This is a genomic window from Candidatus Venteria ishoeyi, assembly GCF_030378065.1.
In the GTDB taxonomy this organism is placed as follows: domain Bacteria; phylum Pseudomonadota; class Gammaproteobacteria; order Beggiatoales; family Beggiatoaceae; genus Venteria; species Venteria ishoeyi.
On sequence record NZ_JAUCGJ010000005.1, the window covers coordinates 74,918 to 88,587 of the forward strand.

Genomic DNA, 13,670 nt, shown 5'->3' on the forward strand with positions numbered 1-13,670 from the left:
TATTCCTCTAACTCCCACGCATGGCGCGTGGGAACCAGAGAAGAGGCGTAATTACTCACGTATTTTCTGGCTTCTAACCACCAGTAAGCCAATGATAAACAACAACAGGAATATAGCTGCGGGTATCCCGTAGACTTTTTTCACATCCGTTTCCGGCGGTAACAACAACCAATACCAACTGGTCAGGGTATGTTTGGAACCTTGCTCGCCATTGCTGCCATCCCAGTTAGCAAAGGAGATAGGGATATAACGTCCTTCTTCAAAGTTAATATCACCGGATTTGCCGCCGGTGCGCGAGCGTTTCATGACGATTTGCCAGCGTCCATGCTGCCATTTGCCCGTGGCTTTTAAGTCTGCTGCCGATTCTCGCGGGGCGAGTTTGACATCCGGCCCGGTGGCATCAAACAACATGCTTCTGGCTTTGGCCTTGGGTTCTACGCTGCCTGCATTCCAATACCAGATAGTGGTGGGGTGCGCGCTGTCGCCGTGGCGGTAGAGCGGTTTAGTCACCATAGGCGAGGTTTCATACGCGCCTTCTTTGGGGAATTGCAGTGCAAAGGCATCGGCGCTGAGTTCAAAACGCTCATCTTGAATCTGCACGGAAACTTTTTCTCCGGGGCGGCTGTCGGTTCGGTCATTAAGCTCTAATAAGAACACGATGTCGTTTTTGTTATACAAGGTGCGCACGGTAATCGCTTCCGCTAAAGGCGTGAACAAACGCTCGTCTTTGATGATATTCGGCGCAAGGCGTAAACTCACGGCTTTGGCCTGCTGCCACAAGGCATCATCAGGGCTGTCAGGTAATTCACCGGCAATCGGCGTACCCCAGATAATATCAGTCTCACCGGGGGGTGGCGCGGCCTTATCACGCAGGGAATAGACAAAATTGGCAATGTGCCAGCGATCTTCCAGGCTGACGGGGTCTTTATTGCCTTCTTCCACAGCTCTATGCGCAGGCATGGGCGTACCAATGATGCCAATAGAGAGACGCTGGTAGATATTACTGATAATCTGAGCGCGTTGCTGCTCGTCTTGCAGTCCATCACTCACGGTATTGGTATTGCGCCACGTCCACGGGCTGGTTAAGTCTCTGGGCCAGATACGGTTTTCCCAGTCATCCGCCAGCCTTTTACCGGAAATGATATTACCCCGGCCTTCATCACCATGACATTCCGCGCAGGCTTTTTTGAACGCCTGCTGACCTTTTTGAATGGAATCTTCTGCATAAGGAACCTGACCTTCAGCGGGTTCACGTTCAGTAATGATAAGCGGGTTTTTACCGGTATACCGACCTTCATCATCAAATTCCTCATCTTCAGCCTCTTCCGGTGCCCAGGTGCCGGTAATATCAAAGCTTTTAATCACGGGTACCAGGCTGCTAACTTGTTGTGGACTCATCAGCGTGTGCCAACCGGGCATACCGGTGCCCTGCAAACCTTCGTTGATGGTTTTAATTAAATCCTCATCTCTGGGTGGTAAAGCGCCGGGAGAGGTTTTATATTTAAATAAACCCAAAGAGAAATCACGCGGTTTGGGATAAAGAAACTCGGCGGCAACCCCATCACCCACGCCTTCATCGCCATGACACACCGCGCAACGGAAATCATATAAATCCTTGCCCGTCATGGTGGCGCGTTTTTTGACCAGTTCATCTTTCATGCCGGTCACAACTTTGGATTGCGCAGCATCCCACATACGTGGCACCTGTCCGACATAATCATATAAATAGGTGATCACGTTCCAGACATCATCTTCGGACAGCATTTCATGCCACACCGGCATTGCAGAATTCCACGGCGTGCCTTCTTTGGGCAGACCCGGCCCGCCGGTGGTAATACGCCAGAATAAAAATGCTTCCTGCAATTGTGCAATAGTGCCGACATCCTGGAAATTAATCGGACGTGGATTAAAGGCATCGGCGAAATGTCCCACGCCATCCATCAAGTCGCCATGACAATAAAAGCAGTTCTGATAATAAACTTTTGTCCCGGCACTAATGGCTTCCTGATAGGTATTTTTTGCCATTTCCGGGTCGCTTGCCAGTTGCGCTACTACGGTGTTACGAATGGGGTTTTCCAGTGTGGTGAGGTTATAGGTTTTGTTAAACACCTTAAGCTTGGAAGGTGGCGCGGGGTGTACCTGGCGCAGTTCCACCGGGGCATCAAATGAAGGTTTTAAGACATTGTAACTGGTGTAGGCAATAATTGCCGGGATGGCAATTAAAAATCCCCAACGCACAATCAGCAGATTGGGTTGGCGCAAAACCGCCAGTATCGGGGACTTAAACTCAGTCCAGCGTGCTTCATCAAAGGAGAAAAACAATAAAACCCCGACGATGATGATGATCATGTATTGAATCAACAGGGTTTTTGGCAGCATTAAGGCGGGATAACTCAGACCCAGATACAAAATGGCAATCACCAGTACCGCTTGCCAGAAGGCAGGAATTCTAAAATTTTTCATTGATTTTCTCCTGTGGTGCTGGTGGTGCTGGTCGTTGCAACTGCATCCTGCGGAGTGGGTGCAGCCGCGTCTGCACTCAAATAATCAACAATTAAATCCAATTCCCTGATGGTCATTTTATCGCCAAAATCTTTTGGCATCATATCGACAAAACCCTCAGCAATCACCGCAGCCGGATCAATAATACTCTGGCGGATGGCTTCTTTATTTAAGCGGGATTTTGCATCGACTAAAGACGGGCCGACAGGTGATTCCGTAGCCATCATGCTATGACACGCCTGACAGCCATATTTTGCAGCAACGGCTTCCGGCGTGCTGGCAGATTCAACGGGCGCGGCAGTGCTGGTTTCGGTTTTGGCAACTTCAGCAGGGGCTTCTTTGGGTAGTTCAACCGTGACATCATTGCCGTCTTTGGCTTGCATAAACGCAATTACCGCATCCATTTCCAACTGGGACAGCAGAATTGGCGCTTTATCCACTACCGGCATGGGTGATACGCTATCGTTAGAACCTTTTTTACCAAAACCTTTGACCACGTAGATACTGGGATCAAGCATGGATTCGCGTAAATAGGCTTCGACATCGCTGGCTTTGCCTTTATAACGTTCATCTTTTAAGCGATTTTCACCATCTTGCACCATATTGCTGGCAAGAATATCGGGGGCGCGTCCCATGTTGTTATGACATAAGGTACAAGTGCCCTTGCCTTTGAATAGGGTTTCACCCAGCGCCACGAAAGAATCCATCGTTAATGCGCCTAAATCCACTTCTTTTTCAACCGGCGCTTCACCTTCTACCTGAGGCAGCAGGTTTGCAATCAGGGTAAAAACCAACGTTAAACCCAGGCAAAAGGCTAAAACCGTCAATAACACACCACCGGCTTGCTGTGGGTATGGTCTTGTCATGACTGCGCCTCCTCTGGATTGGCTTGTTTGGTATCTGCCAAGGAGGCGATCCAGAAAATAAACAACACCATAATCAGGAAAATAATGGTGGCGATGGTCATCATGTTGCCCGCATAACCGATAGCTGGCACATAGTTATCCGGTGAATTGTCTTTCATCACTGTATACACATGCCAATGGGTACGCACTGAGGAACGTACATAACCCATGAGCGCCATGAGCCAGGTGAAAGCAATCGGCAAGGCAAACAGGGCGTATTGCGAGCGATTAGTAACCTGCCCCCAGATGGAAGGCAGTTTTTTAGCATCCTTAAATAAGAAGGCATCTATGGTGACACCCGCAATAATAACAATCAGGGTGGATACCACCTGCATCACGCTGGAACCGACTTTGTACACGGTATTGGTGAAATAACCGTAATACACCCCGGCAAAAATTACATTGGCAATCGCCACCACATAAATGGCAACCATCAGCGCATTCAGCGCAGGCGCGTAACTGACTGTAGCAACCTTATCAGCGCGGCGATAAAGCTGGAACGACAGGAAGGTGAAAATCAGCATCAGGTTCACGGCAATATTTTTAGCCGGCATGATACCCAGCGGCCCCAGCAGATGATGGTGACTGCCGCCTAATTGTTTGATTTCATTTGCGCTGAGTATCAGGGTATGGGGTGTGACCCAGACTAAAAAGCAGGCCACCAGCACCATAGCGATATATTTAATCAACCAGGCATAGCGTTTGGAACCTTCGGTGCGTGACATGCCCGACCACAGGTAATAATTACCCGCTAATAAAATCGTGCCAATCAATACCGCCTGCACAATAAACAACCAGGCCAGAATACCACCCATTGCAGTAATGCCCATTTGCTGAGAGTAAGCATAAATTTCTGCCATCAGCCAGTAACCGGCAAAGGGCAGCGGCAAAAATGCTAAAATTGCAATGAAGTTAGCGGTATAACCCATCCAGTCATAATGCGCGCGCATTTCCTGGGTTCTGGCGGAAAGAAACTTAAACGCGGCATAAGCGCCGACAATCGCGCCGCCAAAGGCGATATTGGCAATAAAGCGGTGCAGATTCACCGGATTCCATAAGGGGCCTTTGATGATTTCCCAAATGTTTCCGGTGACCGCGCCGGTTGCGATGTCCACGCCGGAGGGAGCCATCATGAATGTGGCCCAGGCATTGGCGATTACCAGCAAGGTTGAACCCACGACGTTCAGCCCCAAACCAATGGTTAAATGCAGCCATTTGGCATTGCCATAGCGCAGCGCATACCAACTGTAATAATAAATATATAAAAACGCGCTTTCAAAAAAGAACAATAAAGCATAAACCAGCACCTGACTGTCAAATACCCGCATCATGTAACCCATGACCTGCGGATACAGCAGGAATAAAGAAAACGCCAGCAGACCACCGAGTAAGGCCGTGATGGAATAAGCGGTCATGGAGATTTTCATGAATTCGTGCGCCATATCATCATAGCGCGCGTCTTTGGTTTTCATGCCCACCCATTCAATGACCAGTACAAACAGGGGCACAGCCAATACAAAAGCGGCAAAAAATAAATGCAACTGCGCGACAATCCAGACCAGCCCCCGACTGCTGACGCCTACGCTGGGGTAATCTTCGCGCTTTAATTTAGGCGCGGCGGTGGAGAGGTCAAGCACCGCTTCCTGATGTCCGCTATCATGCGCAGCATCTGCGGCTGCTACAGTTTCGGCATGAGCTGTTGTAATCGGAGAAAAATCTGTTGCCAGTGATAATAGCGCCACCATTAAACAGGCAATGATGAACAATCCTGTTACCTTAAAAATGGGTACTTGGGAAATGGGTTTGAGTAGGATGTCTCGCTTCATGAGCTTGCCTTCATTGTGCAGGTGTTAAATCAATATTAAGCGGCAGTCCTTGCATTGACATAATGCCGTGATTAATGAGATAGAAGACCAGCAAAGTCACCGCAAATGCAGTAATCCAGGTCACCAGGGGGTTTTTAAAAAAATTCATGCTTCAGCCTCCATGCGGGGTGACGCCATGTGAATAAATCACCAGCCACCAGGCAAATATCAATGAAATAATCAGCGCAATTGTGAAAACTTTGGGGCCCCAATTTTCACCCAGCAAAGCCAGGAACCACTTTTTTAACATTACTTTCCTCCTTCATTGAAACATGAAACATGAGAGTGCAGGCAAGGAGTATACCAAGAAAAAGTAAGGTTTAAGCTGGAAAGAAAATGTCTGTTAATAAGGTCTTTTATGACTGATATTATTGGATTTTTATTTTTAGCATATCATTCAGGAAAATGGTTTTTTATCGCTGTGAGGGTGAAATTTTGCAGCTTGCATTCATGTAGACACAAAATAGTGAACAATTTGTTCAATCCGTATAAAAACAGTGGATTGATTTATATCAAGTTTGCTGAACTTATTCCTGGTTAAATACGTTAAGTAACTGAATTTTTAATTAAATTAACCTCTATTTTCCATTGGTATTATACTTGCCTTCTATCTTTTTCAGCTTTTGTAATTTCAGGATACTATTGTGGTAACAATCCAGGATCAAATCAGCACACGTTTACATCAACTTATCCAGGAAGGTGACGATGTCGATCGTTGTTATACCGTTCGCACTCTGGGTTTAATGCAGGATAAATCCGCCATTCCCTTATTAACAAACTGCTTGCATGATGAAGATGTGGATGTTTGTATTGATACGGTCATGGCCTTGGCAGATATGCAGGATGCTTCCAGTGCCGGTACTTTGATTGAATCGCTGTTAAAAGACCCTGATGGCGAAGTGAAAGTGGCTGCGGTTAAAGCGCTGGTTCAACTGAAAAGCGTTGAGGCCATTCCGCATTTACTGGAAGTGGCAGAGCATCGCCCGGAAAACATTAATTTTGAAAGCGGCGACTGGGATGACTGGTGGGATATTCAGTTAGAAGCAATTAAAGGGCTTGGAGAATTGCAGGTTACGGATGCGGTTCCGGTGTTAGAGCGCATTTTAACGGCAGATGAAGGCCAGGATATTGAAAGCGAGATTCTGACTGCCCTGGCGCAAATTGGTGGTGAGGCCAACGAGGTTTTAACGCGGCGTCTGCAACATGGTAGCGATAAACAACGCCGCAGGGTTGCGCGCGCATTGCGTAACAGTCGTGACAAAACCACATTTAAGCTCATGGAGCAGACGTTACAGGATAAAAATCATTATGTGCGCGCTGCTGGCATAGAAGCACTCAGAGAACGGCGAGCCGTACAATATTTACCCATTATATTTGTATTATTTCGTGATGAAGATCCGCAGGTCAGAAGTGTCGCCTTAAAAACCGCGCAGCAACTTATCCAGTTGATGAGTCAGGCCGGGATTAATAATATTCCTGATATGAGTGCTGAGTTATTGGGTCTGTTACATGATAAAGACTTTACGGTAAAAGCTAACGTACTTAAAGCCCTGTGTTATCAGCCGCTTAAACTTCAGGGCCGTGCTGAGCAGGATTTTATTGTTTTATTAAATGAATGTACGCAGTCCAGTTTATGTTTTGATGCCTTATGTCAATTTATCATAAAACAGCAGCTCAGCGCCGCTATAAAAAAACTGATGATTATCAGCCGGGAAACTCAGCAAAACGCTGAAGTGCGTGCCAGTGCATTAAAAACCCTGGGGCAGTTAAAACAGTGGCATTCAGCGATTGAACACACCATTTATCACTGCATGTACGATGATGAAAAACTGGTACGCTTAGCGGCAATTGAAGCTTTAACGACTTTAGACACCTGTTTTCCTGTAGGCAGTGATTTAAACGCTTTGCTCACAGAAGCGGCACAGGCAGAAGGCATTAAACCGGCAGGCAAGTTACCGATTGATATTATCACCGATGCGGTGGAAGGGCGCTTGACGCCGCCTGCGACTAAAAAAGTTATTCCGATTCAGAATGCAGAGACGCAAGCGGAAACAAGTGATGAAGTGACTGGAAAAGTGACTGGAAAAATAGCTGAGAAAACGGCGGAGAAAGCAGCCACAGATGACCAGGAAGCGCATACGGATTTTGTCGAAAATGCTTTGGAGCAAATCTCTGACAGCATCAAAAAAGGCGAGCAACCCCAACCCCTATCAACCCTGGATGCAATTGCCATCAGTCAGGTAGAACATCAATTGCAACAGGAAGAAGGCAATGAAACGCAACAAGCAGATGAACCGGCTGAAGACTTAGAAGACTTTTTAGAGTTAACGGAACAAAACCGGGAAACCGCAAAATGGCTGTTTACCCGCGACACACCGGATGTTGCAACGGATATACGTCGTCTGGCTGCGCGTTATATCCACCAGTCGAAAACCAAAACCAGCTTACAAACCCTACTGGCAACCTTAAATACAACGGAAGACACAATATTAAAACAGGAAATCATGAATTCCCTGACTGAATTAAGCGAATTAAAACCCCAGCTATCAGCACAGGAAGTAGATGAAATCCGGCAACAACTGCTTGATTTATTAAATGCAGAAAATCGGGACTTAAGAATTGTTGCCACCCGCGCTTTAGCCAAGTGGGGCAAAGCCAGTGATGTTGAAGTGCTGATGCAGGCCTTAAGCGACAAAGAAGTGGCGATGCAAATTCAGGTTGTGCATACATTGGCTGAGTTATCCGGGCTTGCAGTGGATGATGATGAGATTGATTATCCAACTATCATTGAACAACTATTACAGCAGCTTAAAGGCAATAAGGCCGGTACGCAGCGTGCGGTGGCAAACGTGATACCCGGCCTTTTGCGCAGTAAACCCAATAGCATAAGCGTGCCAACACTGGACACCATCATTGACCAGTTTATTGATGCCGGACTTTCTGGTAAAGACGGACAGGCGCAAGTGATGAGCCAATGCTTAAATCAAATTGATAAAGACCAGTCGAGCATACGTTTATTAAACAAACTGGAACAGTTGCAAACCAGTGTTGAGCGCCGCTATGTGGTGGAAATGTTAGGCATGTTACATCAGGTTTCTTGATGCTGGTGTTATGCAAAAGCTTATTTTTCACAGGTTTTGAAGCTTTAGAAACGTGAAAAAACCACTTTTGCTTCACGCTGGTTTTTCATAACCTGGCGTAAGTTTTTTTAAGAATAAGTAATGAATTTCAGTACTTGCTATCAAGAATTTAGCGTGAGGTGGAAGCGGTTTTTTGCACCCTAAGTGCAAAATGAAGCTTACACCGAACTCAGATTACTTAACATGGAGAAAGTTATGAAAAAGACCCCTTTAATTCTGGCATTAAGTTTAGGTTTAACTGTAGGCACCAGTGCTTATGCAGCGAAATATCAAGCTGTTGAAGTCAGTGGTGGCGGCAGCGTTAGCGGTAAAGTCACGTTCACGGGTGATGATCCCGGCCCTAAAATCTTTGCCATTACCAAAGACCAGGAAGTCTGCGGGAAAGGCAACCGCGAAATTGATTATGTCAAAGTCAGCAACGGTGGCTTAAGCAATGTTGTGGTTTATCTGGACAAGGTGAAAAAAGGCAAAGCCTTTGACGCGGCTCAGGAAACCGGCAAGGTTGATCAAAAAGGCTGCGCTTTCGAGCCATTTATCCAGGTCATGCATAATGACAAAGGTTTTACTGCGGTCAATTCTGATCCGGTTTCCCATAATATCCATACTTATGAAATGATGGGTCGGGCGAAAAAAACCCTGTTTAACGTCAGCCAACCTGATAAAGACAGCAGCATCACCAAAAAGGTCAAGCTCAAACGCGGCGTGGCAATGAAAATCGAATGTGATCAGCATGACTTTATGCATGGTTTTGCGTTTGTGGCTAAAAGCCCCTACTATGCTCTGGTTGCAGAAGATGGTTCTTATACCATTGATAACGTACCCGCAGGCAAGTATAAAATCAAAGCCTGGCATGGTACTTTGAAAGACCAGAAAGGCAGTGTTGAAGTCGCCGCAGGTGCTAACAGTGAAGTTAATTTTGAGTTTAAGGGCAAATAAGCCATGACTGAAGTCAAACAAAAACGCATTAATGGTTTCGACTATTTTGTGTTAGCCGGACTGCTGATGAATGTTTTGATTGTTGTCTGGTTATTTGGTTTTTGGCTGCTCCATTAAAAAATCATACCCCCCTTGCTGGGGGGTATGATTTTTTAATATTTAATATAATAAAAAACTATGTACATTAAATCATTACATGTAAACAACTATAAAATTCTTTCTGATCTTAAAATTGAGTTTAGTGCGCCTGAAGATCGGAAAAATGTGGTGAATGTGATTGCTGGGGTGAATGGTTGTGGGAAAACCAGTTTATTAAAAGGAATTTTTGAGTTAGATAAAAAAATATTGCTGGAATTTAATGATTTTTATAAAAAAAATGAAATTGATTTTCAAGAGGCTGTAAAAATATGTTTGGAATATGGTTGGAGGCTTATAAGTTCTTTAGAAAGTAAAATACAAAATGAAACAAATATTTTTGATGCTCCTCGTATTATTTTTATGCCATCACAACTCAATTTTGATTATCAAACTACGCACAAAATAGATACTACTTATAAATTTACGACCTTAATCAACGGTAATATTCTTGGTGATGCAGAGTTTTATATTAAAGAATACATATTGGCAAAAGAACGCGAAAGCCATATTGCTGATCCTGAACAACGTAAACAAGCAGCAATAGATTCATTTAATAAACATTTTAAAAATACCCGTTTACTGACTCAACTGCATGACTTGGATAAAAACCAATATAACCGTCCTGTTTTTCAAAATATCAAAGGTGACTTACTAACCATTGAGCAACTCAGTGATGGGGAAAAACAATTATATGGTCGGGTTGTGGCCTTGATGATGTTAAGACCACAAAACTCAATAATTTTGATTGATGAGCCGGAATTGGCCTTACATCCTGCATGGCAACAGGAAATTATGACGATTTACAGTAATATTGGTAAAAACAATCAATTTATTGTTGCAACGCATTCACCCCAGATTATTGCCAATACAGCGCATAAGAACCTGATTTTATTAACTAAAAAAGATAATAAAATCATTGCTATACCCCGTAGTCAACCACCTGTTGCGGTAGATATTAATGCGATTTTAGCAGAAGTGATGGGCGCGGCAATTCGACCACAGGCAGTTGAACAACTCTATAAACAATACCGTGAATTAGTGGATAAGCAACAGGAAGACACTGAGCAGGGACAAAAATTAAAACAGGCTATTTTAGATTATGAAAGTCCAAATTCAGCATTTATGCAGGAAATGGATTTAATAAAAAGTTTGCGATCACTGTCATGAGGTATATTCACAAACAAGCCGCGCCTGATTTTTTTGTCACAGAAATTGAACAGCCTGAATTTGATGATTCAACATTTTCTTTGCATTGCAAAACCCGGTTGCGCGAATACATCAGCACAGAACAACAGCAACTTTGTGCCTACTGTGAAGCAAAATTAGAAAAAAATCATTCTCATCTTGAGCATATGGAACCGCAAAAGCAAAACCCAAAACGCCGTTTTGACTATCAAAATTTAGTAGCATCTTGTGATGGCGGCAATGCCAGTTGTTCAGAGCAGGAACGCGATGCGTATGAAGGTTTTGATATAAATAGTTGTGGACACCGTAAGGACAATGCTTTTGATGAATCCTTATTTCTTAATCCGGTGGTTGTTAAAAATATCCAGGCACATTTTAATTATGATCGTAATACGGCTGAAATTTCAGCTTCTGAGCTTGCGCCTGCCAAGGCGAGTTATATGATTGACCTGCTGCATTTAAACAGTGTCTATTTATGCGTGTCACGCGATCAAGCTCGTATTGCTTTTGTTAAAGTGCTTATCAATAAAACACCACAAATTCAGCAGCAAATGTTAAAACAGTCCAGACCTTTTATCAGCTTTTTGCAAGCCTGTTTCCAGCAGAAAGAACCACAAAGTAAATAAAAAACGTTTATGACTCAAACACAAGCCAACATCAGCACTGATGCCGCAATAGAACCATTACCTGAATACAACAGTATTTTACTTGCGGCGGATTCTTCTGATCATGCCAATCAAGGCATTCAGGATACCCTGGAAATCGCCAAACTGTGGCAGGGAGAAATTACTGGCACCCATGTTTACGCCGCAAAAATGCACGATATGCGTTTTCGGCAGATGGAAGGCGGTTTGCCGGAACAGTTCCGCCAGGAAGAAGAACTGGAACGGCAGCGTGATGTGCATGATGATTTAATCAGCCGGGGCTTGTCGATTATTACCGACTCCTATCTGGATCAGGTAGACCAGCTTAGCCAGGAACAAGCCTTAAAGTTCAAGCGGCGTTCTTTAGAAGGTAAAAACTATCGGGAACTCGCCAAAGAAGCCAACCAGGGTACTTATGACTTGCTGGTCATGGGCGCTTTGGGCTTGGGCGCGATTAAAGGCAGTCTCATTGGCACGGTGTGCGAGCGCGTGGCAAGGCGCTCAGACATTGACACCTTAATAATCAAAACCCCGCAACAATCCATCCAACAAGGGCCAATCGTGGTTGCTGTTGATGGCTCGGAAAAATCCTATGGTGGCCTGCTGCGTGGTATCGCTTTTGCCAAACAATGGGCGGTGCCTTTGCATGTAATTTCAGCATTTGACCCGTATTATCATTATGTGGCCTTTAACCGCATCGCGGATGTGTTATCTGAAGAAGCTGGCAAGGTGTTTCGTTTTCAGGAACAGGAACAACTGCACGAAGAAATCATTGATTCGGGTCTGGCAAAAATTTATGACGGGCATTTAAGCGTTGCCAAAACCATTGCCGATGATTATGACATAGAAATTACAACGCAGCTTTTAGACGGCAAACCCTGGGATGCCATATTAAAATATGTCAATAAAATCAATCCCAGCTTATTGATTCTGGGCAAAACCGGGATTCACGCTGATGATGCACTGGATATTGGTGGCAATACGGAAAACCTGTTACGCCTTGCGCCCTGCTCAATCCTGTTAAGCCAGAAAAAATACATACCACAAATTGAACGCTTAGCCGATGTTACGACTTCATGGACGCTTGAAGCCGAACAGCGCATGAAAAATGTGCCCAGTTTTGTGCAGAATATGGCAAGAGCTGCGATTTTACGTTATGCCCAGGAACGCGGACATACGGTGATTACAGAAAGCATTGTGGAAGAAGCCACCCGGCAACTGATGCCCAAAAATGCCGAGCAGGTCATGCAGGAAATTGTTACAGCCCATGATGCCGGGGAACTGAAAAAAACCGTCACCCAGCAACCTATGCAATGGACGGCAGCGGCTAAGGAATTATTAAATACAATTAAAGACGAAAGCTTGCGCAGCAATCTGGCCTTACGCGCGGAGAAAAAAGCCCGTGCTGAAAATACCTATTGCGTAGACACAGCGCACTTAGCTGCTTTCCTGGAAACCGAACCCGCGCCGCTGCATTGGCAAGCCGCCGCCCTGGCGCGTCTGGCACGGGTGCCGGAAGGTTTCATGCGGGATATGAGCAAACAACGCATAGAAGATTATGCCAAAACTCAGCAGGCAGAAGAAATCACCCTGGAGCTTGCCGAAGCAGGTTTGGCGCAATCACGTCAAGTCATGGCAGACATGGAACAGCCACAACAGCCGAAAAAAGCCAGTGTCTGCCCCTTTGCTAAAATGGCACGAGCCAAGGCTGATAAAGCCGTTTCACAGCCCTGGACGGAAGAAGCCAAGCAACGGCTGTTGAGCGTACCTGCCGGTTATTGTCGTGACATGACCCTGAAGGCAGCGGAAAGTATCGCCCAGAAAAATAATATTAATACGATTGATGCGGATTTTATCCAGAGTGTCATGGCAACTTTTACGGAAGGCTCGGAAAAAGCCCAGGAAACCTTAAGCTGGGATGAAGCCGCCAGACAGCGTATCGCCAAAGCCCCGGATATGGTACGCGGCATGTTGATTCAGGAAATTGAAACCTGGGTTAAAGAGCAGGGTTTAGCACATGTTGATAGCAGTGCGGTTGATGAGATTAAACGCCGCTGGCAGGATAAGGGCGTGTTTCATATGGGGGCGGATGATCCGAGGAATGCTTGAATGAATTCAGGTAGGGTGGACAAAATGCCGCCGTGATGTCTGATTCTGGCAAGGTATTTATCAGCATTTTGCCCACCGTTTTCCACTACACACGGCACAGGCGCGCCGCTACGGGTTACCACACATGGCGCGTGAAAACCAGATGAAAATTGTGGTTTTCAACTTAGATCTCTCCATTCGCTAACTCCAAAATGACTATCTCGAATTTTGGAGTTGACCATAAAGACCATCCCATCCTATTCAAGA

General features: G+C 45.3%; 9 protein-coding genes. 5 read left to right on the top strand and 4 right to left on the bottom strand.

Annotated features, from left to right (window positions below; all coding sequences use genetic code 11):
• Positions 1-51: 51 nt before the first annotated feature.
• The 4 genes from QUF61_RS02710 to QUF61_RS02725 are packed head-to-tail and all read right to left on the bottom strand — an operon-like array spanning position 52 to position 5,381.
• Positions 52-2,463, bottom strand: a complete 2,412-nt coding sequence (locus tag QUF61_RS02710) for a c-type cytochrome (RefSeq protein WP_289680332.1) — start codon at positions 2,461-2,463, stop codon at positions 52-54.
• Positions 2,460-3,368 (bottom strand): c-type cytochrome, encoded by a 909-nt coding sequence (locus QUF61_RS02715; protein WP_289680333.1) that lies wholly within the window; start codon positions 3,366-3,368, stop codon positions 2,460-2,462. The genes QUF61_RS02710 and QUF61_RS02715 overlap by 4 nt, the downstream gene beginning before the upstream one ends.
• Positions 3,365-5,233, bottom strand: coding sequence for a cytochrome ubiquinol oxidase subunit I (locus QUF61_RS02720; RefSeq protein ID WP_289680334.1), 1,869 nt, complete (start codon positions 5,231-5,233; stop codon positions 3,365-3,367). The genes QUF61_RS02715 and QUF61_RS02720 overlap by 4 nt, the downstream gene beginning before the upstream one ends.
• Before the next feature lie 10 nt (positions 5,234-5,243).
• On the bottom strand, positions 5,244-5,381 hold the full coding sequence (locus tag QUF61_RS02725) for a hypothetical protein (RefSeq protein WP_177428520.1): 138 nt from the start codon (positions 5,379-5,381) through the stop codon (positions 5,244-5,246).
• 535 nt (positions 5,382-5,916) lie between these two features.
• On the opposite strand from QUF61_RS02725, the gene QUF61_RS02730 reads away from it, so the two are divergent.
• From QUF61_RS02730 to QUF61_RS02750, 5 genes are all read left to right on the top strand, one after another.
• Entirely contained in the window at positions 5,917-8,373 is a 2,457-nt protein-coding gene (locus QUF61_RS02730; protein WP_289680336.1) for a HEAT repeat domain-containing protein, read from the top strand.
• 234 nt (positions 8,374-8,607) lie between these two features.
• Positions 8,608-9,348: a carboxypeptidase-like regulatory domain-containing protein gene (locus tag QUF61_RS02735; protein WP_103920942.1), complete on the top strand. Its 741-nt coding sequence runs from the start codon at positions 8,608-8,610 to the stop codon at positions 9,346-9,348.
• A 177-nt stretch (positions 9,349-9,525) separates the two neighbouring features.
• Positions 9,526-10,653, top strand: coding sequence for an AAA family ATPase (locus QUF61_RS02740; protein WP_289680337.1), 1,128 nt, complete (start codon positions 9,526-9,528; stop codon positions 10,651-10,653).
• Complete coding sequence (locus QUF61_RS02745; protein WP_103920944.1) at positions 10,650-11,297, top strand: retron system putative HNH endonuclease; 648 nt, start codon at positions 10,650-10,652, stop codon at positions 11,295-11,297. The genes QUF61_RS02740 and QUF61_RS02745 overlap by 4 nt, the downstream gene beginning before the upstream one ends.
• Positions 11,298-11,306: 9 nt before the next feature.
• Positions 11,307-13,424, top strand: coding sequence for a universal stress protein (locus QUF61_RS02750; RefSeq protein WP_289680338.1), 2,118 nt, complete (start codon positions 11,307-11,309; stop codon positions 13,422-13,424).
• Positions 13,425-13,670: the final 246 nt, after the last annotated feature.